General features: G+C 44.7%; 10 protein-coding genes, 8 tRNA genes and 6 rRNA genes. 1 reads left to right on the plus strand and 23 read right to left on the minus strand.

From position 1 onward, the window contains the following. Nucleotides 1-348: 348 nt before the first annotated feature. From tuf to DXX94_RS09900, 21 genes are all read right to left on the minus strand, one after another. Nucleotides 349-1,533 carry an elongation factor Tu gene (gene tuf, locus DXX94_RS09800; protein ID WP_116015505.1) on the minus strand — a complete coding sequence of 395 codons (1,185 nt, stop codon included), beginning with the start codon at nt 1,531-1,533 and terminating at the stop codon, nt 349-351. A gap of 73 nt (nt 1,534-1,606) precedes the next feature. Then, nucleotides 1,607-1,682: transfer RNA gene (locus tag DXX94_RS09805), tRNA-Thr, on the minus strand. A gap of 20 nt (nt 1,683-1,702) precedes the next feature. Further along, a tRNA-Gly gene (locus DXX94_RS09810) sits at nt 1,703-1,777 on the minus strand. Nucleotides 1,778-1,807: 30 nt separating this feature from the next. Beyond that, a tRNA-Tyr gene (locus DXX94_RS09815) sits at nt 1,808-1,892 on the minus strand. Between the two features lie 42 nt (nt 1,893-1,934). After that, nucleotides 1,935-2,010 (minus strand) — tRNA-Thr (locus DXX94_RS09820). Nucleotides 2,011-2,203: 193 nt separating this feature from the next. Next, a complete protein-coding gene (locus DXX94_RS09825; RefSeq protein ID WP_181901529.1) occupies nt 2,204-2,968 on the minus strand; it encodes a type III pantothenate kinase in 765 nt (254 codons plus the stop codon). Further along, entirely contained in the window at nt 2,958-3,956 is a 999-nt protein-coding gene (birA, locus tag DXX94_RS09830) for a bifunctional biotin--[acetyl-CoA-carboxylase] ligase/biotin operon repressor BirA (RefSeq protein WP_116015509.1), read from the minus strand. Before birA ends, DXX94_RS09825 begins: the two co-directional genes overlap by 11 nt. Then, nucleotides 3,956-4,981, minus strand: a complete 1,026-nt coding sequence (gene murB / locus DXX94_RS09835; RefSeq protein ID WP_116015511.1) for a UDP-N-acetylmuramate dehydrogenase — start codon at nt 4,979-4,981, stop codon at nt 3,956-3,958. The genes birA and murB overlap by 1 nt, the downstream gene beginning before the upstream one ends. Before the next feature lie 113 nt (nt 4,982-5,094). Beyond that, complete coding sequence (locus DXX94_RS09840) at nt 5,095-7,257, minus strand: GumC family protein (RefSeq protein WP_116015513.1); 2,163 nt, start codon at nt 7,255-7,257, stop codon at nt 5,095-5,097. Continuing rightward, complete coding sequence (locus DXX94_RS09845; protein WP_116002254.1) at nt 7,254-7,736, minus strand: polysaccharide biosynthesis/export family protein; 483 nt, start codon at nt 7,734-7,736, stop codon at nt 7,254-7,256. Before DXX94_RS09845 ends, DXX94_RS09840 begins: the two co-directional genes overlap by 4 nt. A gap of 50 nt (nt 7,737-7,786) precedes the next feature. Beyond that, the gene (locus DXX94_RS09850) at nt 7,787-8,983 is read right to left on the minus strand and encodes an outer membrane beta-barrel protein (RefSeq protein ID WP_116015515.1); all 1,197 of its coding nucleotides are present in this window, start codon (nt 8,981-8,983) and stop codon (nt 7,787-7,789) included. Between the two features lie 387 nt (nt 8,984-9,370). After that, nucleotides 9,371-9,485, minus strand: a 5S ribosomal RNA gene (rrf, locus tag DXX94_RS09855). A 129-nt stretch (nt 9,486-9,614) separates the two neighbouring features. Continuing rightward, nucleotides 9,615-12,490 (minus strand): 23S ribosomal RNA (locus tag DXX94_RS09860). 400 nt (nt 12,491-12,890) lie between these two features. Then, a tRNA-Ala gene (locus DXX94_RS09865) sits at nt 12,891-12,966 on the minus strand. A 43-nt stretch (nt 12,967-13,009) separates the two neighbouring features. Continuing rightward, nucleotides 13,010-13,086: transfer RNA gene (locus tag DXX94_RS09870), tRNA-Ile, on the minus strand. A 107-nt stretch (nt 13,087-13,193) separates the two neighbouring features. Beyond that, a 16S ribosomal RNA gene (locus DXX94_RS09875) occupies nt 13,194-14,736 on the minus strand. Nucleotides 14,737-15,157: 421 nt separating this feature from the next. Beyond that, nucleotides 15,158-15,272, minus strand: a 5S ribosomal RNA gene (rrf, locus tag DXX94_RS09880). A gap of 179 nt (nt 15,273-15,451) precedes the next feature. Then, a 23S ribosomal RNA gene (locus DXX94_RS09885) occupies nt 15,452-18,327 on the minus strand. Between the two features lie 399 nt (nt 18,328-18,726). Next, nucleotides 18,727-18,802: transfer RNA gene (locus DXX94_RS09890), tRNA-Ala, on the minus strand. A 43-nt stretch (nt 18,803-18,845) separates the two neighbouring features. Beyond that, nucleotides 18,846-18,922, minus strand: a tRNA-Ile gene (locus DXX94_RS09895). A 107-nt stretch (nt 18,923-19,029) separates the two neighbouring features. Then, a 16S ribosomal RNA gene (locus DXX94_RS09900) occupies nt 19,030-20,572 on the minus strand. The 16S, 23S and 5S rRNA genes sit together here with 4 tRNA genes alongside, the layout of an rRNA operon. 820 nt (nt 20,573-21,392) lie before the next feature. Between DXX94_RS09900 and DXX94_RS09905 the strand changes: the two genes are divergently transcribed. Continuing rightward, nucleotides 21,393-21,890 (plus strand): RNA recognition motif domain-containing protein, encoded by a 498-nt coding sequence (locus DXX94_RS09905; protein WP_116015517.1) that lies wholly within the window; start codon nt 21,393-21,395, stop codon nt 21,888-21,890. Nucleotides 21,891-21,987: 97 nt separating this feature from the next. Here the strand turns inward: DXX94_RS09905 and purD are convergent, their stop codons facing one another. After that, entirely contained in the window at nt 21,988-23,274 is a 1,287-nt protein-coding gene (purD, locus tag DXX94_RS09910) for a phosphoribosylamine--glycine ligase (protein WP_116015519.1), read from the minus strand. A 123-nt stretch (nt 23,275-23,397) separates the two neighbouring features. Next, on the minus strand, nt 23,398-24,228 hold the full coding sequence (locus DXX94_RS09915; RefSeq protein WP_181901603.1) for a class I SAM-dependent methyltransferase: 831 nt from the start codon (nt 24,226-24,228) through the stop codon (nt 23,398-23,400). Nucleotides 24,229-24,238 lie beyond the last annotated feature (10 nt).

Below are 24,238 nucleotides of genomic sequence, written 5' to 3' on the forward strand. Positions count from 1 at the left end.
TCTTACGACCTTTTCCGTTTTGTATTCTAGAGTCTATCGATATTAGTTGATGCATCTCTTAGGTATAGCGATACAACGCCAGCACTTAGCATCAGCGTATTCTTTCAGCCGCTTTCAATAGCACCACAATTTACTAAACCCTAAACGTAAAAAAGGCCGCTTGCGCGACCTTCTCAACGTGTATTCTAGCATCTGTTGAGATTAGTCGATGCTTTTCTTAGGGATAGCGATACAACACCAGCACCTAATATCACCTGCTTTGTTGCTGCACAAATTTACTAAATCCCAAACGCAAAAAAGGCCGCTTTCGCGACCTTCTTCGTTGTGTATTCTAGAATCTATCGATGATTATTCGATGATTTTAGATACAACACCAGCACCTACTGTGCGGCCACCTTCACGGATAGCGAAGCGTAAACCTTCGTCCATCGCGATTGGGTTGATTAGCTCAACAACAAACTTCAAGTTGTCGCCAGGCATTACCATTTCTACACCTTCTGGAAGCTCTACAGCACCAGTGATGTCAGTTGTACGGAAGTAGAACTGTGGACGGTAGCCTTTGAAGAATGGCGTGTGACGGCCACCTTCGTCTTTAGTTAATACGTAAACTTCAGACTCGAACTTAGTGTGTGGGTTGATTGAACCAGGCTTACATAGTACTTGACCACGTTGTACTTCATCACGCTTAGTACCACGAAGAAGAACACCACAGTTCTCACCCGCACGACCTTCGTCAAGAAGCTTACGGAACATTTCAACACCAGTACAAGTAGTAGTTGTAGTTTCTTTGATACCTACGATTTCTACGTCGTCACCTACTGTGATGATACCACGCTCAACACGACCTGTTACTACAGTACCACGGCCTTGGATTGAGAATACGTCTTCGATTGGTAAGATGAAGTCACCATCGATTGCACGCTCTGGCTCTGGAATGTAAGTGTCTAAGTGGTTAGCAAGTTCTAATACTTTCTCTTCCCACTGTGCTTCACCGTTAAGTGCGCCTAATGCTGAACCAGCTACTACTGGTAAGTCGTCACCTGGGAAGTCGTATTCTGAAAGTAGTTCACGGATTTCCATTTCTACTAACTCAAGTAACTCTTCGTCATCTACCATGTCACATTTGTTCATGAATACGATGATGTAAGGTACACCTACTTGGCGAGAAAGAAGGATGTGCTCACGTGTTTGTGGCATTGGACCATCAGTCGCAGCACATACTAAGATTGCGCCGTCCATTTGTGCAGCACCAGTGATCATGTTTTTAACATAATCGGCGTGACCTGGACAGTCTACGTGTGCGTAGTGACGTGTTTCTGTGTCGTACTCGATGTGAGAAGTATTGATTGTAATACCACGCTCACGCTCTTCTGGAGCGTTATCGATTTGAGCGAAATCACGAACTTCACCACCGTGAGTTTTTGTTAATACTGCAGAGATAGCAGCTGTTAAAGTAGTTTTACCGTGGTCAACGTGTCCGATAGTACCAACGTTTACGTGCGGTTTCGAACGTTCAAATTTTTCTTTAGCCACTTTTAAATACCTCAAGGTAAATTAAGTTATAAATAAATTTAAAAGATAGCGAGGGAATAGAGGATCTAAGAACTGGTGCTAATAGGCAGATTCGAACTGCCGACCTCACCCTTACCAAGGGTGCGCTCTACCAACTGAGCTATATCAGCACACACATACTTACAAAGATTGGAGCGGGTGGCGGGAATCGAACCCGCTTCATTAGCTTGGAAGGCTAAGGTAATAGCCAGTATACGACACCCGCTTACTATAACCAGACTATCTCTGCAAAAAATGGTGGAGGGAGGTGGATTCGAACCACCGAAGGCGGAGCCGTCAGATTTACAGTCTGATCCCTTTGGCCACTCGGGAACCCCTCCAATAATCTTTTACTTTCTTCTTGCTGGCAAGAAGAAAATTAATGGTGCCGACTGCCGGAGTCGAACTGGCGACCTACTGATTACAAGTCAGTTGCTCTACCAACTGAGCTAAGTCGGCACTACATTAAGTGGTGCGCATTCTAGTGTAATGTTTTTGAGCTTGCAATAGCTGTTTTTAAAAAACTTACGATTTTGATTCGTTTGCTGCTTTTTTACGCGAAAGCTCTTACTAATAGACCTCTAACTCCACTAAACCAGCAATAACAGTGCAAAACCAGCAATAACAGTGCAAAGTTTTATCGCTTTGCCTTTTATTCACTCTCCGTTAAATAGCAACTTAAACCTTCAAAGACTAATAAAGGGTGGTAGCTGGTCGGAATATGCTGCTCTGCTAACATTTCAGCTAATCGGTGACCATTACCTCCAGTCATAATAACTTGATCAATTGAGGCACCCTGTTGCTCAGCAAGCTGAATTGCCTGTTGAATCAGTCCCAATGTTGATGCCCATGCTGCTTGCGCCAAGTTGTCATTGGTATTTTGGCCAAACGCTAGCTTTTCAATATCTAGTTGTTCACCTTGTACATTCGCGGTATTAGCTTGAATACTGGTAAACAAGGTTTCGATACCTGCCAGTATCCAACCCCCTTGGTGCTGCCCTGCTTTATCTAAGTAATCAATAGTGGTTGCTGTACCTGCATCTACAATAATGCAATTTTGGTTAGGAAAGCGTTTATGGGCACCAAGTACTGCTAGCCAGCGATCTACCCCTAGTTGCCGATGATTGTCATAACCATTAACGACACCAAAAGCTGTCACTGGTGAAGTAACTTGCAAACAAGGAATATGATTTTGCGCAGCCCATTGAGTTAAAAGATTTGAGAATCCTAGCTGAGCCACACTGGCAAAGACGATTTGCTCTACATCAAGCCAATGCTGGCTAAACCACTGGGCTAACAAACCTTGATTATCACAGTAGTTTACGGGTTGTAATTCCCCATTAATAACAAAGCAGTACTTGGTACGGGTATTACCGATATCAATTAGAAGCTGCTTAGCAATAGATTTATGACTCAAAGTTATTGCCTCGTAAACTCACTTCACCGCCATGTACAGGCTTTACTTGGCCATTTTGCTCAAACAACAAAGCGCCTTGAGCATTCACACCACGACAAATACCCTGTTGCTCTTTATCGCCAGTGATCAAGCGTACCGGCTGGTTTAGAAATAAATCCTGTTGATGCCAGTCAGCCAGCATAGTCTCTATGCCTTGCGATTCCTGTTGAGCCAATCGTTGGTTTAACGCAACAATTATTGCAACCGCTAATTGATTTCGGTCGATTTGTGACTCGGCTGATTGAGATAAATGACGCTGCAGATCTGTCCAAGGCTGATCAATATCATTTGCAGCTTGCTCTGGCATATTTAGATTTAAGCCAATGCCAATCACGCTATGACAAGCACCACTGGCCTGCCCTTCTAAATCAATTAAGATGCCGGCGAGTTTCACGCCATCTAGATAAACATCATTTGGCCATTTTAATTGCACTTGAACATTGTAAAGTGCATTGATTGCATCACTAATGGCAAGCGCAGTGAGTAAACTTAGGCCCATAGCAGACGACATACCATCCGCTAAATAACGATAGTAAGACAGATATAAGTGTGAGCCAAATGGTGAAATCCATTGACGACCACGACGACCGCGCCCTTGGCTTTGAAATTCAGCAATACAAGCCTGCCCCGGCTCTACTTGATTGGGTAACTTACGCAGCAAATAATCATTGGTTGAATCTATCAGCGTATGTACTTCTACACTATTGGTTGCTGAAAGCTGCTCAAGCGCATCGCTGATCGATACCTTATCCAACAACACTAATGGCTTGGCTAACTGATAACCTTTGCCGCGCACCTTAAAAATATCTAACCCCATTTGTTGCAGCACAGTCACTTGCTTAGAAATTGCCGCGCGTGACACGCTAAGCTCATCGGCAATATCTTGACCAGAGACAAATTTACCGCTGGCCAGTGCTTGGATCAGTTTTTCTCGAACAGATTTAGACATTAGCTGATACTATCAGTAAGTGAACACTCACCGCCTTTACCGATCAGCCTAACTTCAGGCTCTAGTTGCACAGCAAATTTTGCGAAGACTTTAGCAATCACTAGTAGCGCTAGCTGCGCTATATCTTCACCTGATGCTTGACCAAAATTAACGAGTACTAAAGCTTGCTTTTCATGTACCCCTGCATCACCTACTCGGTAACCTTTTAAGCCAACCTTTTCTATCAGCCAGCCAGCTGCAAGTTTTACTTGGTTATTGGGCTGTGTATAAAAAGGCATATCGGGGTAATCTTGCTGTAACTGTTCAAAATGCTTTGTATCAACTATGGGATTCTTAAAGAAGCTACCATTGTTTGGTAATTCAATAGGGTTAGGCAGCTTGCTATTTCGAATGTCAATTACCTTAACCATAATAGTCTTAGCGTCTACATTTTCAGGCAATGTATTTAATCCAGCGTAAGAGAGCACAGGTTGCCAATTTTTCGGTAGTGCTAGCGTGATTGAAGCTATAATACCCTTTCCTTTAAGCGCATGTTTGAAAACACTCTCACGGTAACCAAATAGGCACTCGGCTGCCGATAATGTTTGAAGCTGTTTTGTCGCAAAATCAAACCAAGTAACGCTATGGCAAAAGTCTGCTAACTCAACGCCATAAGCACCAATATTTTGTACAGGTGCTGCACCGACACTGCCAGGAATAAGCGCTAAGTTCTCTAACCCTGGCATACCATGAGTTACTGTGTATTCGACCAACTCATGCCAGTTTTCACCCGCACCAATGTTTAACACAAACTTATCTTGCTGCTCAGTCACCTCAATACCTTTTAGCTTTGGCTTTAACAAGGTTGGAGTGTTTGATTCGACAAATAAGGTATTACTACCCTCACCCAAAATATAAAAGGGCTCATCAGGAATAGTTAATTCAGCTAGCTCAGCCAGCGTGCTAATTTCGATTAATTTAGAGCAATGGCTATCTATTGCCATACTGTTGAGGTGCCGGACACTGCCAGCAAGCAGGTTGTGCATAAAGTGAAAGCTTCGTTATGTCGTGTTTTGAACCGATTTTGATACCTATGCAAACTACTGTGCAAACTACAATGCGAAATACTATGCAAGCTCGGTTAAATATTAGGAACAGGTTATGCCTGTTTACGTACCGGTAATTTTATTATGTTAGCACGCTCATTGTAATACTTATTCTGGTATCGGGAAGTGTCTATGCTTTCACTCTGATTAATCACTATCCCCTCAATGGGTGCTTTCACTTGGTTAAGCATTCTTAACCCAGAAGTAATTTGTTCACGTTTAGTTTTAGTACCATGCACCACATAAAGCACACTTTCCACCAAACGAGAGATAATCACAGCATCGCTCACCGCATTAACGGGTGGTGTCTCGATAATAATGCGATCGTAGAAATTACCAAACACTTTGATCAGCATATCAAAGCGCTTCATCGACAAAAATGCTAATGGGTTAGCAGGTGAGATACCTGAGGTTAGAATATCTAATTTGGCATGTTTGTCTCTAACAATGCACTCATTTATCTGGTGCGTTTTCGCCAATAAGTTTGATAAGCCCGGACGGAAAGGATCTAAGTTAAGGTTTTTAGCTACCGTTGGGTGACGCATATCGGCTTCTATCAGCAACACCTTTTCCATTTCGCTGTAAGAACGCGCAAGGTGAAGTGCCACAGTGGACTTGCCTTCATTCGGCACAGAAGATGTAACGGCAATCACCTTAGGTGGTTTTTTCTCGCTATTAAATAATAACGAGGTGCGCAATGTACGAACCGCCTCGACAAAGCGATTATCAGTGATGTACTTATCTTCACCTTTGTTGGTACGCTGTTTAAACCGAGGCAGTACCGCTAATACTGGCGCTTCATTAAAGCTTTCAAGTTTTCGTCGAGAATTTAAAGTATCAACCAATAACTCTCTCATCACAATGTAAATAGAAATAGCAATAAAAGAGAGCACAAAGCTGATAGCGACAAATAACGACTTGCGTGGTGAGAATGGTGACTTTGGAATAATGGCTTTATCCAGAAAACGTACGTAAAACGTTGCTGTGTAGTTGCCCATTGCGTCTGTTTCTTTTAAACGCACAAGGTAGCTATTATACAATTCTTTATTCGTTTCTACTTCACGCTGGAGTTGAGAGAATTGATTTTTTAGTCGGCTCAAACGAAGAAAGTCAGACTTGGCTTTCGCTAGACGCTGCTTAGTCGCCTTAACCTTTTCAATAGTCGTTAGATAATCTTTTTCTATTGACTGTACTCGTGTATTAATTTGCTCACGAATTCTTAATTGTAGTGTTGTTAATTCGGTATCTACCGCAATGCGTTTAGGATGCTTGGGGCCATAGCGGCGCGACAACTCAGACAATTTTCGACTAACTCGCTCTTCATTGCTTTTGAGCTGCAAGTAGGTGCTATTGGTATTAATCTCTTTAAGGCCAGCTAGCTTTTCTGGTTCATTGATATGCTTTTCAATGAATAGGTGCGTCACCTTCAAATCATCAAGTGCTTTCTCAGCCGCTATACTCTCCGCGGTTAAGGCGCCAATTTCATCACTTACAAGGCCTGAAATACCATTAACATCGACCAAACCTTCTGCTTCTATAAAGTTCTGTAAAGCAAGCTCAGAAGATTCTAGCTTTTTCCCTAGCTCTTCAAGTTGGTCAACAAGCCATTGCGAGGTATTTTCTTTGGTCGAGCTGTGTATCTCGTCTTGATACTCTAAATATGTTTGGCCGACCTGATTCGCCACCTGCATAGACAGCTCGGGGTAATAAGACTTGAAGGTTATTTTCACTAACTCTGTCGAAGCGATTGGGCTAATTGTCAGTTGCGTTCGAAATCGATCAACTACATCAGGCAGAGCTGGTATAGGTAACTTGCTAATATCTTGCTTAAGAAATGGCAGTTTCTCGTTAAATTTACTCACCCTAAATTCGGGGTGCTGCATTAAGTTAAGCTCTGATACAACACGTTCCGCAAACTTTCGAGAACGCAGTATTTCATATTGCGTTTTAATGAGCTCGTCAGACGCATTATTACTATTAAAGGCTTCGTTAATGGATAACGTATTGGCAGCTAAACTACTACCTATTTGTAAAATAGCACTGCTTTGATATTTAGGCTTTAATATACTGGCGTAAAAAGCAACAATCAGTGTGATTAATAAGGTAAGCGACAGTATCTGCCAACGGCGATTCCAAAGTGGGCTTAGCAACTCTTTAAGCGATACGTCATCATCACTAAAAGCATATGTTTGGGCAGTACTGTCTATATTGCTCAAAAGAAACTCTGCTCTATTTTAATGATATCATCAGGCAACACTATGGTCGCGATATCAGCGGTTATTGTTATTGTTTTTCCGTCAACTTCTCGCGTAATCTGCCATGCAGATTTTGATGCTCTAGCACTTAAACCTCCAGCAAGTGCCAACGCTTTATCCAATCTTAAATCGTCTTGATATGCATACCCACCAGGGCGCTTAACTTCGCCATGAATAAAGAAGGGGCGATATTCAACTATCGATACTGATACCTGCGGGTGAATTAAGTAATCCCCCTTTAAACCGTCCGTTATTCTTTTTTCGAGCGCTTCAGGCGTTATACCCAACACGTTAATATCATCCAAAAATGGAAATGATACAAGCCCAGATTTATTCACCTTAACCTCAGTACGCAGGTCAGGCTCATCATATACGGTGATAAGAATTTTATCTCCGGCTCCTAACTCATAATTAAATGAGCTAGCAACCGCAGTATACATAAAAACCGTACTCAACAACAAAATCAGTATGTTTTTTAGTCGCATAAGTATTAAATGTCGTAGCTCAAGCTTACACCGAATTGTTGACGTTCATAATCAAAAGGAGAAAAGTCACTGTTACTTTCTATATATTGATATCGACCAACTATTGTAAAACTTGAATTGAGTTGATAGCTCACACTTGAGCTAAGCTCTAGCTCTTTATCTAATCTGCTAGCGTCGCGTAGCAAAGTATCTTTACGCTCAAATTGAACTAACGTATTAAATTGCCAACGCTCATTAAATAAGTAAATTAAACTAGCTTGGTATGTGTCTGTTATCTTTGCTTCACTTTCTTGCTCGTTTTCTACCTCCGACTGCCTAGCTGTTATTAGCGATAAACGAAGACGCTCAGTCGGCCTCCAGTCATAACTACCTTGCCAAGCAAAATCCTGTTCTTTTCTATCAAGGTTCTCAAAGTCTACGGCTTGGTAGCCAAGTAAAATGGCTAAGCTACTCGCTTGGTTTGGTGTCCATTTTGCGCCGACTAACGCCCTAGCCTCAGTTCTGTCTGAAACACTGTTATTATCATAAGCAAAGTCATTGAAACCTAAATCAAAGGCCAAATACGATTTACCAGTGATAAGGTAATCAAGATCTAGTTGAGTAAATAGTCGCTGGTAATCATAAATATTAGTCACAGCTCTTCTCGTTGAATATTCACTTTGCTCTGAGCCAATAATCGCGTTAAAACGACTTACGCTATTTAGATTACCAATTTGATAGCCAAGATTAACTAACGTATTTTCTTTACTATCACCCTTGCTGAAAGTATTTGCTATACCTCTTGAAAGGCCTGTTCCTCGATATTCATAACGTTTATCAAACGATGAGGAAATAAACAGTCGATGTGCTGGCATCAGGCGATAAAAATATTTGCCCAGTAATGCCAAGTCTGTGTGATCGTCTTCCTCAAAGTCATCAAAAGTTTTGGTATCGATATTGGCGTAGCTTTGCAGCAAATAGTCATCATCATGAAATTGAGCAAAACCAAGGGCACTTAACGTATATGATGTCGTCGATTGCTTATCTTGTTTTTGATTAAGGAAGTTATCGATATGAACAGTTTCAAGCCCAAGCTCAATATCGAATTGATTACCTTCAACGAAGGGAAAGCTAAAATTAGAATCTGTTCGCTTGACGCTATCTGCAAAAGCAGGAAAAGTACCTAGTAAAGATATAGCTAAAAATGAATATAAGTACTGCATAATTTATTGTTTTATTTTCATTATGCGTTAATGGCTTGTTAAATGAAATGCTTTTCTAACCCGTATTTAGCTCCTCCTAGTCAATTGTACTTATGTATCAATTACTCTGTTTACTCTTTGCTCAGAGGCTAAATATCTAAGTTCGCTGTGCTCCTAGCTAAAAGGCTCAAAACAGTATTGATAAGCTAGCCTATATTAGGCAAGGGATCTCAATATCTGTTATTCCGGTCTTTTCTAATTCATGGGCACATTCTCTACATAGATGTTTGTCGAGTGCTAAGGTGGTGCTAAAAGGTTAATTTTACTGAGCTATGCTGCAGTAAAATTTTTAAAGGCTATAGATGCAAAAAACCCGTAGCGTTAGCTACGGGTTTCTCTTAATTAAGAGCCTAGCGATGACCTACTCTCACATGGGACCTCCCACACTACCATCGGCGCAGTTGCATTTCACTTCTGAGTTCGGCATGGGGTCAGGTGGTTCTACAACGCTATTGTCGCTAGGCGAAACTGTGATTTACCTGCTGCATAAGCAAGTAAATTCAATTCGGAATGCTGTATATATCTTGTTCAAGCACACGTTAGTACGTGATTTTCTTTATTCTGTCAGTCTACAAAACCATTTGGGTGTTGTATGGTTAAGCCTCACGGGCAATTAGTATCAGTTAGCTCAAGGCCTCACAACCCTTACACACCTGACCTATCAACGTCGTAGTCTCCAACGACCCTTCAGGGGACTTAAAGTCCCAGTGAGAACTCATCTCAAAGCCTGCTTCCCGCTTAGATGCTTTCAGCGGTTATCAGTTCCGAACGTAGCTACCCGGCAATGCTTCTGGCGAAACAACCGGAACACCAGAGGTTCGTCCACTCCGGTCCTCTCGTACTAGGAGCAGCCCTCTTCAATTCTCAAACGCCCACGGCAGATAGGGACCGAACTGTCTCACGACGTTCTAAACCCAGCTCGCGTACCACTTTAAATGGCGAACAGCCATACCCTTGGGACCGACTTCAGCCCCAGGATGTGATGAGCCGACATCGAGGTGCCAAACACCGCCGTCGATATGAACTCTTGGGCGGTATCAGCCTGTTATCCCCGGAGTACCTTTTATCCGTTGAGCGATGGCCCTTCCATACAGAACCACCGGATCACTATGACCTGCTTTCGCACCTGCTCGACGTGTCTGTCTCGCAGTTAAGCTGGCTTATGCCATTGCACTAACCGTACGATGTCCGACCGTACTTAGCCAACCTTCGTGCTCCTCCGTTACGCTTTGGGAGGAGACCGCCCCAGTCAAACTACCCACCAGACAGTGTCCCCAACCGAGATAATCGGCCTAGGTTAGAACATCACGCATACAAGGGTGGTATTTCAAGGTTGGCTCCACTCACACTGGCGTGCAAGTTTCAAAGCCTCCCACCTATCCTACACATGTAGGAGCAATGTTCACTGTCAAGCTATAGTAAAGGTTCACGGGGTCTTTCCGTCTAGCCGCGGGTATACGGCATCTTAACCGCAATTTCAATTTCACTGAGTCTCGGGTGGAGACAGTGTGGCCATGATTACGCCATTCGTGCAGGTCGGAACTTACCCGACAAGGAATTTCGCTACCTTAGGACCGTTATAGTTACGGCCGCCGTTTACCGGGGCTTCGATCATGAGCTTCGCAGAGCTAACCCAATCAATTAACCTTCCGGCACCGGGCAGGCGTCACACCGTATACGTCATCTTTCGATTTTGCACAGTGCTGTGTTTTTAATAAACAGTTCCAGCCACCTGGTTACTTCGACCGACCTCAGCTTAGGGAGCAAGTCCCATCACCAGAGCCGGCGTACCTTCTCCCGAAGTTACGGTACTATTTTGCCTAGTTCCTTCACCCGAGTTCTCTCAAGCGCCTTAGTATTCTCTACCTAACCACCTGTGTCGGTTTGGGGTACGGTTCCTTTATATCTATGCTTAGAAGCTTTTCCTGGAAGCAGGGCATCAACAACTTCAACTCCGTAGAGCCTCGTCTCGTATCTCAGCCTTAAGAACCCGGATTTGCCTAAGTTCTCAGCCTACATACTTTCACATGGACAACCAACGCCATGCTTGCTTAGCCTTCTCCGTCCCTCCATCGCAATATAAAGAAGTACAGAAATATTAATCTGTTTCCCATCGACTACACCTCTCGGTCTCGCCTTAGGGGCCGACTTACCCTGCCCTGATTAACATGGGACAGGAAACCTTGGTCTTTCGGCGAGGGGGTTTTTCACCCCCTTTATCGTTACTCATGTCAGCATTCGCACTTCTGATACCTCCAGCATGCTTCTCAACACACCTTCAACGGCTTACAGAACGCTCCCCTACCACTCAAACAAAGTTTGAATCCGCAGCTTCGGTGCATAGTTTAGCCCCGTTACATCTTCCGCGCAGACCGACTCGACTAGTGAGCTATTACGCTTTCTTTAAAGGATGGCTGCTTCTAAGCCAACCTCCTAGCTGTCTATGCCTTTCCACATCGTTTCCCACTTAACTATGACTTTGGGACCTTAGCTGGCGGTCTGGGTTGTTTCCCTCTTCACTACGGACGTTAGCACCCATAGTGTGTCTCCCGGATAGTACTCATTGGTATTCGGAGTTTGCAAAGGGTTGGTAAGTCGGGATGACCCCCTAGCCTTAACAGTGCTCTACCCCCAATGGTATTCGTCCGAGGCTCTACCTAAATAGATTTCGGGGAGAACCAGCTATCTCCCGGCTTGATTAGCCTTTCACTCCGACCCACAGGTCATCACCGCATTTTTCAACATACGTGTGTTCGGTCCTCCAGTTGGTGTTACCCAACCTTCAACCTGCCCATGGGTAGATCGCCGGGTTTCGGGTCTATACCCTGCAACTAAACGCGCAGTTAACACTCGCTTTCGCTACGGCTCCCCTAATCGGTTAACCTTGCTACAGAATATAAGTCGCTGACCCATTATACAAAAGGTACGCAGTCACCCGAAGGCTTCCACTGCTTGTACGTATACGGTTTCAGGTTCTATTTCACTCCCCTCACAGGGGTTCTTTTCGCCTTTCCCTCACGGTACTGGTTCACTATCGGTCAGTTAGGAGTATTTAGCCTTGGAGGATGGTCCCCCCATGTTCAGTCAACATTTCACGTGTGCCGACCTACTCGATTTCACTTATGTTTGTCTTCGTGTACGGGGCTATCACCCTGTATCGCCAAGCTTTCCAGCTTGTTCCACTAACGCCCATAAGCTTAAGGGCTAATTCCCGTTCGCTCGCCGCTACTAAGGAAATCTCGGTTGATTTCTTTTCCTCGGGGTACTTAGATGTTTCAGTTCTCCCGGTTCGCCTCATTAAGCTATGTATTCACTTAATGATAGTGGCTTATGCCACTGGGTTTCCCCATTCAGAAATCCTAGGTTATAACGGTTTTTATCACCTTACCTAGGCTTATCGCAGATTAACACGTCTTTCATCGCCTCTAACTGCCAAGGCATCCACCATATACGCTTAGTCACTTAACCATACAACCCCAAATAGTTTTACTTATTTAAGTCACCAAGAGACAAACCTCGATGCTAATGTATGACTGACATTTTCACGTACTCATTAACAATTCTCATAAAAGAACAGTAATGGAGTATGCTTGAATTAGATTGAAATAAGATAAGGAAAAATCTTATTTCAGGTTTGATTACTTTATTCATTAAAGAAAAGAGCGCGACACTCTTGTCTTACCTAAAGCAATCATTCGAATATTTTTCTTATGTAAAACAAGAAATATATTCGGGATATATATCAGCTTTCCAAATTGTTAAAGAACTCAATTTAAGGCACATTCGCTTAAATCGTGGTTTAAAAAACCAAACGTAAATTGTTCAATTGAACACCTTAAGTTTGGTTTCTCATTCTTATGCGAAGAAGTGGTGGAGCTAAGCAGGATCGAACTGCTGACCTCCTGCGTGCAAGGCAGGCGCTCTCCCAGCTGAGCTATAGCCCCTTTATTTTCTCAATAAAGAGTTAGGTCACATGTAGGCAGAACTTGGTAGGTCTGGGCAGACTTGAACTGCCGACCTCACCCTTATCAGGGGTGCGCTCTAACCAGCTGAGCTACAGACCTATTATCTCAATTAAGAGTCGTCCGAAGCTTACATGTTAGGACTTCTTCTACGTTCGTTATCAATGCAATGTGTGTGAACACTCAACATGTTGCGTTTTACTTCAAGATAAGGAGGTGATCCAACCCCAGGTTCCCCTAGGGTTACCTTGTTACGACTTCACCCCAGTCATGAATCACAAAGTGGTGACCGTCCTCCCGAAGGTTAAACTAGCCACTTCTTTTGCAACCCACTCCCATGGTGTGACGGGCGGTGTGTACAAGGCCCGGGAACGTATTCACCGCGACATTCTGATTCGCGATTACTAGCGATTCCGACTTCATGGAGTCGAGTTGCAGACTCCAATCCGGACTACGACGTACTTTCTGGGATTCGCTCCACCTCGCGGTCTCGCTGCCCTCTGTATACGCCATTGTAGCACGTGTGTAGCCCATCCCGTAAGGGCCATGATGACTTGACGTCGTCCCCACCTTCCTCCGGTTTATCACCGGCAGTCTCCTTAGAGTTCCCGCCATTACGCGCTGGCAAATAAGGATAGGGGTTGCGCTCGTTGCGGGACTTAACCCAACATTTCACAACACGAGCTGACGACAGCCATGCAGCACCTGTCTCAGAGTTCCCGAAGGCACTAATCTATCTCTAGAAAATTCTCTGGATGTCAAGGGATGGTAAGGTTCTTCGCGTTGCATCGAATTAAACCACATGCTCCACCGCTTGTGCGGGCCCCCGTCAATTCATTTGAGTTTTAACCTTGCGGCCGTACTCCCCAGGCGGTCAACTTAGCGCGTTAGCTACGCTACTCACGTTTCAAGAACACAAACAGCTAGTTGACATCGTTTACGGCGTGGACTACCAGGGTATCTAATCCTGTTCGCTCCCCACGCTTTCGTGCCTCAGCGTCAGTATCTGTCCAGGTGGCCGCCTTCGCCACTGATGTTCCTTCCAATCTCTACGCATTTCACCGCTACACTGGAAATTCCACCACCCTCTACAGTACTCTAGTCAAACAGTTCCAAATGCAGTTCCGAGGTTAAGCCCCGGGATTTCACATCTGGCTTATCAAACCGCCTACGCACGCTTTACGCCCAGTAATTCCGATTAACGCTCGCACCCTCCGTATTACCGCGGCTGCTGGCACGGAGTTAGCCGGTGCTTCTTCTGTCGCTAACGTCACAGCTAGCAGATATTACCTACTAACCTTTCCTCACGACTGAAAGTGCTTTACAACCCGAAGGCCTTCTTCACACACGCGGCATGGCTGCATCAGGGTTTCCCCCATTGTGCAATATTCCCCACTGCTGCCTCCCGTAGGAGTCTGGGCCGTGTCTCAGTCCCAGTGTGGCTGATCATCCTCTCAAACCAGCTAGAGATCGTCGCCTTGGTAGGCCTTTACCCCACCAACTAGCTAATCTCACTTGGGCTAATCTTTTGGCACGAGGCCCGAAGGTCCCCCGCTTTGGTCCGTAAACATTATGCGGTATTAGCAGTCGTTTCCAACTGTTGTCCCCCACCAAAAGGCATATTCCCAAGCATTACTCACCCGTCCGCCGCTCGACGCCAAAGGAGCAAGCTCCTCTTCGTTTCCGCTCGACTTGCATGTGTTAAGCCTGCCGCCAGCGTTCAATCTGAGCCATGATCAAACTCTTCAATTAAAATCGTTTGTGATGCCTAAGCATCGGCTCAATGAATTCTGTACAAATAAAACTTATATATTAAGTAGTTTTTGCATGAGTTCACTGAGTTAATTTTTGCTAAGACAAGCTTAGCTATATTTGTAAAATCAACATCATGTGAATGCTCACACAAATTGCATGATAACTAATTGTTAAAGAACTGAATCTTTCGATTCAAACAAAACATCGCACTCGTGTTTTGTGGTTGCTCTCTCGTTGAGAGCGGATGCGCATTTTACGCCCCCTAGTTTTGATGTCAACAACTTTTTGAAATTTAATTTCTAAGTAGTTAACTTCAAACTTTTATTGATTAGTATTTGAAACACTTAACTAATTACTAAGCAATAAAAGCTTTAATTAAAAAGCCCGACACCTCGTATCGGGCTTTTCTCAATTAAGTGCCTAGCGATGACCTACTCTCACATGGGACCTCCCACACTACCATCGGCGCAGTTGCATTTCACTTCTGAGTTCGGCATGGGGTCAGGTGGTTCTACAACGCTATTGTCGCTAGGCGAAGCTGTTATTTACCTGCTGCACAAGCAAGTAAATTCAATTCGGAATGCTGTATATATCATTTCAAGCACACGTTAGTACGTGAATTTCTTTATTCTGTCAGTCTTACAAACTCCATGGATGGAGTAAATCAGGTAACTGTCTGGAACAGTTACGTGAAAAACCATTTGGGTGTTGTATGGTTAAGCCTCACGGGCAATTAGTATCAGTTAGCTCAAGGCCTCACAACCCTTACACACCTGACCTATCAACGTCGTAGTCTCCAACGACCCTTCAGGGGACTTAAAGTCCCAGTGAGAACTCATCTCAAAGCCTGCTTCCCGCTTAGATGCTTTCAGCGGTTATCAGTTCCGAACGTAGCTACCCGGCAATGCTTCTGGCGAAACAACCGGAACACCAGAGGTTCGTCCACTCCGGTCCTCTCGTACTAGGAGCAGCCCTCTTCAATTCTCAAACGCCCACGGCAGATAGGGACCGAACTGTCTCACGACGTTCTAAACCCAGCTCGCGTACCACTTTAAATGGCGAACAGCCATACCCTTGGGACCGACTTCAGCCCCAGGATGTGATGAGCCGACATCGAGGTGCCAAACACCGCCGTCGATATGAACTCTTGGGCGGTATCAGCCTGTTATCCCCGGAGTACCTTTTATCCGTTGAGCGATGGCCCTTCCATACAGAACCACCGGATCACTATGACCTGCTTTCGCACCTGCTCGACGTGTCTGTCTCGCAGTTAAGCTGGCTTATGCCATTGCACTAACCGTACGATGTCCGACCGTACTTAGCCAACCTTCGTGCTCCTCCGTTACGCTTTGGGAGGAGACCGCCCCAGTCAAACTACCCACCAGACAGTGTCCCCAACCGAGATAATCGGCCTAGGTTAGAACATCACGCATACAAGGGTGGTATTTCAAGGTTGGCTCCACTCACACTGGCGTGCAAGTTTCAAAGCCTCCCACCTATCCTACACATGTAGGAGCAATGTTCACTGTCAAGCTATAGTAAAGGTTCACGGGGTCTTTCCGTCTAGCCGCGGGTATACGGCATCTTAACCGCAATTTCAATTTCACTGAGTCTCGGGTGGAGACAGTGTGGCCATGATTACGCCATTCGTGCAGGTCGGAACTTACCCGACAAGGAATTTCGCTACCTTAGGACCGTTATAGTTACGGCCGCCGTTTACCGGGGCTTCGATCATGAGCTTCGCAGAGCTAACCCAATCAATTAACCTTCCGGCACCGGGCAGGCGTCACACCGTATACGTCATCTTTCGATTTTGCACAGTGCTGTGTTTTTAATAAACAGTTCCAGCCACCTGGTTACTTCGACCGACCTCAGCTTAGGGAGCAAGTCCCATCACCAGAGCCGGCGTACCTTCTCCCGAAGTTACGGTACTATTTTGCCTAGTTCCTTCACCCGAGTTCTCTCAAGCGCCTTAGTATTCTCTACCTAACCACCTGTGTCGGTTTGGGGTACGGTTCCTTTATATCTATGCTTAGAAGCTTTTCCTGGAAGCAGGGCATCAACAACTTCAACTCCGTAGAGCCTCGTCTCGTATCTCAGCCTTAAGAACCCGGATTTGCCTAAGTTCTCAGCCTACATACTTTCACATGGACAACCAACGCCATGCTTGCTTAGCCTTCTCCGTCCCTCCATCGCAATATAAAGAAGTACAGAAATATTAATCTGTTTCCCATCGACTACACCTCTCGGTCTCGCCTTAGGGGCCGACTTACCCTGCCCTGATTAACATGGGACAGGAAACCTTGGTCTTTCGGCGAGGGGGTTTTTCACCCCCTTTATCGTTACTCATGTCAGCATTCGCACTTCTGATACCTCCAGCATGCTTCTCAACACACCTTCAACGGCTTACAGAACGCTCCCCTACCACTCAAACAAAGTTTGAATCCGCAGCTTCGGTGCATAGTTTAGCCCCGTTACATCTTCCGCGCAGACCGACTCGACTAGTGAGCTATTACGCTTTCTTTAAAGGATGGCTGCTTCTAAGCCAACCTCCTAGCTGTCTATGCCTTTCCACATCGTTTCCCACTTAACTATGACTTTGGGACCTTAGCTGGCGGTCTGGGTTGTTTCCCTCTTCACTACGGACGTTAGCACCCATAGTGTGTCTCCCGGATAGTACTCATTGGTATTCGGAGTTTGCAAAGGGTTGGTAAGTCGGGATGACCCCCTAGCCTTAACAGTGCTCTACCCCCAATGGTATTCGTCCGAGGCTCTACCTAAATAGATTTCGGGGAGAACCAGCTATCTCCCGGCTTGATTAGCCTTTCACTCCGACCCACAGGTCATCACCGCATTTTTCAACATACGTGTGTTCGGTCCTCCAGTTGGTGTTACCCAACCTTCAACCTGCCCATGGGTAGATCGCCGGGTTTCGGGTCTATACCCTGCAACTAAACGCGCAGTTAACACTCGCTTTCGCTACGGCTCCCCTAATCGGTTAACCTTGCTACAGAATATAAGTCGCTGACCCATTATACAAAAGGTACGCAGTCACCCGAAGGCTTCCACTGCTTGTACGTATACGGTTTCAGGTTCTATTTCACTCCCCTCACAGGGGTTCTTTTCGCCTTTCCCTCACGGTACTGGTTCACTATCGGTCAGTTAGGAGTATTTAGCCTTGGAGGATGGTCCCCCCATGTTCAGTCAACATTTCACGTGTGCCGACCTACTCGATTTCACTTATGTTTGTCTTCGTGTACGGGGCTATCACCCTGTATCGCCAAGCTTTCCAGCTTGTTCCACTAACGCCCATAAGCTTAAGGGCTAATTCCCGTTCGCTCGCCGCTACTAAGGAAATCTCGGTTGATTTCTTTTCCTCGGGGTACTTAGATGTTTCAGTTCTCCCGGTTCGCCTCATTAAGCTATGTATTCACTTAATGATAGTGGCTTATGCCACTGGGTTTCCCCATTCAGAAATCCTAGGTTATAACGGTTTTTATCACCTTACCTAGGCTTATCGCAGATTAACACGTCTTTCATCGCCTCTAACTGCCAAGGCATCCACCATATACGCTTAGTCACTTAACCATACAACCCCAAATAGTTTTCGTATTTAAGTCATCAAGAGACAAATCTTGATGCTAATGTATGACTGACATTTTCACGTACTCATTAACAATCCTTAAAAAAGAACAGTAATGGAGTATGCTTGAATTAGATTGAAATAAGATAAGGAAAAATCTTATTTCAGGTTTGATTACTTTATTCATTAAAGAAAAGAGCGCGACACTCTTGTCTTACCTAAAGCAATCATTCGAATATTTTTCTTATGTAAAACAAGAAATATATTCGGGATATATATCAGCTTTCCAAATTGTTAAAGAACTCAATTTAAGGCACATTCGCTTAAATCGTGGTTTAAAAAACCAAACGTAAATTGTTCAATTGAACACCTTAAGTTTGGTTTCTCATTCTTATGCGAAGAAGTGGTGGAGCTAAGCAGGATCGAACTGCTGACCTCCTGCGTGCAAGGCAGGCGCTCTCCCAGCTGAGCTATAGCCCCTTTATTTTCTCAATAAAGAGTTAGGTCACATGTAGGCAGAACTTGGTAGGTCTGGGCAGACTTGAACTGCCGACCTCACCCTTATCAGGGGTGCGCTCTAACCAGCTGAGCTACAGACCTATTATCTCAATTAAGAGTCGTCCGAAGCTTACATGTTAGGACTTCTTCTACGTTCGTTATCAATGCAATGTGTGTGAACACTCAACATGTTGCGTTTTACTTCAAGATAAGGAGGTGATCCAACCCCAGGTTCCCCTAGGGTTACCTTGTTACGACTTCACCCCAGTCATGAATCACAAAGTGGTGACCGTCCTCCCGAAGGTTAAACTAGCCACTTCTTTTGCAACCCACTCCCATGGTGTGACGGGCGGTGTGTACAAGGCCCGGGAACGTATTCACCGCGACATTCTGATTCGCGATTACTAGCGATTCCGACTTCATGGAGTCGAGTTGCAGACTCCAATCCGGACTACGACGTACTTTCTGGGATTCGCTCCACCTCGCGGTCTCGCTGCCCTCTGTATACGCCATTGTAGCACGTGTGTAGCCCATCCCGTAAGGGCCATGATGACTTGACGTCGTCCCCACCTTCCTCCGGTTTATCACCGGCAGTCTCCTTAGAGTTCCCGCCATTACGCGCTGGCAAATAAGGATAGGGGTTGCGCTCGTTGCGGGACTTAACCCAACATTTCACAACACGAGCTGACGACAGCCATGCAGCACCTGTCTCAGAGTTCCCGAAGGCACTAATCTATCTCTAGAAAATTCTCTGGATGTCAAGGGATGGTAAGGTTCTTCGCGTTGCATCGAATTAAACCACATGCTCCACCGCTTGTGCGGGCCCCCGTCAATTCATTTGAGTTTTAACCTTGCGGCCGTACTCCCCAGGCGGTCAACTTAGCGCGTTAGCTACGCTACTCACGTTTCAAGAACACAAACAGCTAGTTGACATCGTTTACGGCGTGGACTACCAGGGTATCTAATCCTGTTCGCTCCCCACGCTTTCGTGCCTCAGCGTCAGTATCTGTCCAGGTGGCCGCCTTCGCCACTGATGTTCCTTCCAATCTCTACGCATTTCACCGCTACACTGGAAATTCCACCACCCTCTACAGTACTCTAGTCAAACAGTTCCAAATGCAGTTCCGAGGTTAAGCCCCGGGATTTCACATCTGGCTTATCAAACCGCCTACGCACGCTTTACGCCCAGTAATTCCGATTAACGCTCGCACCCTCCGTATTACCGCGGCTGCTGGCACGGAGTTAGCCGGTGCTTCTTCTGTCGCTAACGTCACAGCTAGCAGATATTACCTACTAACCTTTCCTCACGACTGAAAGTGCTTTACAACCCGAAGGCCTTCTTCACACACGCGGCATGGCTGCATCAGGGTTTCCCCCATTGTGCAATATTCCCCACTGCTGCCTCCCGTAGGAGTCTGGGCCGTGTCTCAGTCCCAGTGTGGCTGATCATCCTCTCAAACCAGCTAGAGATCGTCGCCTTGGTAGGCCTTTACCCCACCAACTAGCTAATCTCACTTGGGCTAATCTTTTGGCACGAGGCCCGAAGGTCCCCCGCTTTGGTCCGTAAACATTATGCGGTATTAGCAGTCGTTTCCAACTGTTGTCCCCCACCAAAAGGCATATTCCCAAGCATTACTCACCCGTCCGCCGCTCGACGCCAAAGGAGCAAGCTCCTCTTCGTTTCCGCTCGACTTGCATGTGTTAAGCCTGCCGCCAGCGTTCAATCTGAGCCATGATCAAACTCTTCAATTAAAATCGTTTGTGATGCCTAAGCATCGGCTCAATGAATTCTGTACAACTCTTCATTTCACTTTTAAAAAGCGAGATAAAAAGTAAACTTAAAAAAGTATTTATGCATGAACTTCACTGAGTTAATTTTTGCTAAGACAAGCTTAGCTATATTTGTAAAATCAACATCATGTGAGTGCTCACACAAATTGCATGATAACTAATTGTTAAAGAACTGAATCTTTTGATTCAAACAAAACATCGCACTCGTGTTTTGTGGTTGCTCTCTCGTTGAGAGCGGATGCGCATTTTACGCCTCCTAGTTTTGATGTCAACAACTTTTTGAAAAAATCTTTAATTCATTTTTCTAAGTTATCTGACCCGTTTACTTAGCAAACTTGCTAACTAAACTTATCAAAACACTTCGTTGGGCTGCCCCGTGGAAGATGTGGCGCATTTTAGACACTTTGAGAAAAGGATCAAGCACTATTTTCAATTATTTTACCGTTCGCACACTTATTGTACAAAACCCGTGTTTTATTGGGTTTTAAAAAGGATCCTGCCTCTTAAACGCTGCTTTTATAACCTTTAGGGAATAAAAGGTAGATCCTTAATTCGAACATTAAAAATAAAACTTTTACTTCAAGGAATGTTTATAAATAACGAGTTACGCTGCCTTTCGCTTCTAAACATTTAATAATTACTAGAAAACAGGGCTGCACAAGCATTCCTCTGAGCAAAGAGATCGGTAGGCTTAATAACTTAAAGTTGCACTATCGATAAAGCTGGGTAACATAGCTTTGTATTTATACAATTTTTACAATAATAATTTCAGGTATAACTTATGAAGTCTTCTCAAGTCATTACAGCATTTGCTTTAGCTATTGTTATGGGGGTTATTGCTTTTCTGGTTGCCAATACACTCGGTAAGGAGGCACCTACTATTGCAGTAAGTGCAGCATTAGGTGCGTTGGTTGCAAATATTATCTCGTCATTACTTAATAAACAGAGTGCTAGCCAAAGCGCTGATGAGCAGGTTAACAATAATTCTGCTTCTGGTATTAATGGAGATATCAAAACGCTTTATGTTGGTAATTTACCTTACCGGGCGAATGAAGCAGCGGTCAGAACATTGTTCTCCGCGCATGGCGCAGTTCATTCTGTGCGTTTAATGAAAGATAAGCATACTGGTAAACGCAGAGGTTTTGGGTTTGTTGAAATGGCTGCCGCAGATACAGCAGGTGCGATTTCGGCGCTAAATGATTCAGAGTTTCAACAACGCACACTGAAAGTCAGAGAAGCGAAAGAGCGACCTGAAAGAACAGAGAGCAGCGTTCAATAGTACCTAAGCTTATTTAGCCTAGCGACACAAACCAATAAAGACAAAAAGCCCGGTATGAATAATCGGGCTTTTTATTGTTACATCTCTTTGTGCTTACTTAGTCTTGCTCTCTCGCGATTGCACGATATCCAATATCGGTTCTAAATTCGACCTTATCCCAGCTTATTTGGTGTAACAGTTCATACGCCGCCTTTTGCGCTGTTGTAACATCTTCACCTAATGCAGTTGCACATAACACGCGTCCGCCTGCAGTTAATACCTGGCCGTCTTTCAGGGCAGTGCCAGCATGAAACGTTTTACGATCGTTTGCTGTGTTGGTTGCCAAGCCTAAAATTACATCACCTTTGTTATAACTACCTGGGTAACCACCAGCGGCCAAAACCACCCCTACTGCAGCGCGAGGATCAAAGTCGATCTTCTTACCTGCTAATTCGCCCTGACAAGCTGCCGTACATAATTCAACAAGATCTGATTGCAAACGCATCATGATAGGTTGAGTTTCTGGATCACCAAAACGACAGTTATATTCAATTACTTTTGGCGTGCCATCCTCTGCGATCATTAAGCCTGCGTATAGAAAGCCAGTATATGGTGCATCTTCTTTTGCCATACCTTCTACTGTTGGCATGATCACTTCTTTCATAATGCGATCATGAATTGCTGGTGTAACCACAGGTGCTGGAGAGTATGCGCCCATACCACCTGTGTTTGGACCTTTGTCTTCGTTATATGCACGCTTATGATCTTGACTTGTAGCAAATGGCAATACGTTTTTACCGTCAACCATGACAATAAAGCTTGCTTCTTCACCTGTTAAGAATTCTTCGATTACTACGCGATGGCCAGCATCGCCAAAAGCGTTGCCTGCCAACATATCTTTAATCGCATCTTCCGCTTCTTCAAGTGTCATCGCAACGATTACACCTTTACCTGCCGCTAAGCCGTCAGCTTTAACCACAATAGGTGCACCTTGCTCACGAACATATGCTAACGCTGGCTCAATTTCCGTGAAATTAGCATAGGCTGCAGTTGGAATGTTGTGGCGCGCTAAGAAGTCTTTGGTGAATGCCTTTGAACCTTCCAATTGCGCCGCTTTAGCTGACGGACCAAAAATAATTAAACCTTCGGCCTGAAATGCATCAACTACACCATCAACTAATGGTTGCTCTGGGCCAACAATGGTTAGCGCAATATTATTTTGTTTAGCAAAAGTCACTAATGCTGGAATATCGCCAACTGAGATTGCAACATTTTCCAGTTTGTCTTCTGTACTGGTACCCGCATTACCCGGTGCGACAAATACTTTTTCGACTTTAGTAGATTGCGCCGCCTTCCATGCAAGGGCATGTTCACGACCACCACTGCCAATCACTAATACATTCATTGATAACTTTTCCTAACTAAAATAATAAAGAAGAGTAGTGAGTGTTTTATTAAATACTTTAAAGCTCAATACTCTTCTTAAAGAGTTAACCTTTACCAATATAAAGATCTACATTGTAAAGATTTACATTTTTACAAACTTCAGCGTCATACGGTCACTTTCACCGATCGCCAAGTACTTTTCTTTATCCTGCTCTTTTAAACGTAATACAGGTGGCAACGTCCAAACGCCTTTCGGGTGATCAGCAGTATCTTTCGGGTTAGCATTAACTTCGCTTTTCGCCGCTAATTTGAAACCTGCCTTTTCCGCTAAATCAATCGTCATTTGCTCAGGGAAGTAACCACTGCGCTTGTTGTCTTCCCATTTTTGGCTAGTTGGCATTCTGTGCTCAACAACACCTAGTACACCACCGCTTTTAAGTGCTTTATGTGCATCTTTAAAAACTTGCAGCACACCTTCTTCACCCCAGTTGTGTAGATTACGGAATGTTAGAACTAGGTCAGCTGTTCCTGCCGGAGCAATATCTGAGGCAACTCGTGGCGTGAAGTTAGTTAGCTCTACTTTGCTAAATACTTCATCACTCGCCATTTTTTGCTCTAAACGGCGACGAGATTTGCTGAAATAGTTATCTTCACCGGTATCTGGGTAGTGAGCACCGTAAAACTTACCGTTGGCTTTTAGCGCAGGAGCAAGAATTTCAGTGTACCAACCACCACCAGGTGCCATTTCTACTACGGTCATGTTTGGCTTAAAACCAAAGAAAGCTAATGTTTCTTTTGGATTACGGTAAGCATCACGCGCTTTGTTTTTGGCACTACGGTGATCGCCGTTAATTGCCTTCATTAGCTCAAAGCTAGTTGCGGCTTGTTTACCGTGAGATTCATGGGTATGTGCCATTGCTGGCAATGACGCCATGGTCAGTGAAATAAGTGAAGCGCTGAGTACTGTTTTTATTGTGTTCATA

The sequence above is a fragment of the Thalassotalea euphylliae genome (genome assembly GCF_003390375.1).
GTDB classification, from domain to species: domain Bacteria; phylum Pseudomonadota; class Gammaproteobacteria; order Enterobacterales; family Alteromonadaceae; genus Thalassotalea_F; species Thalassotalea_F euphylliae_A.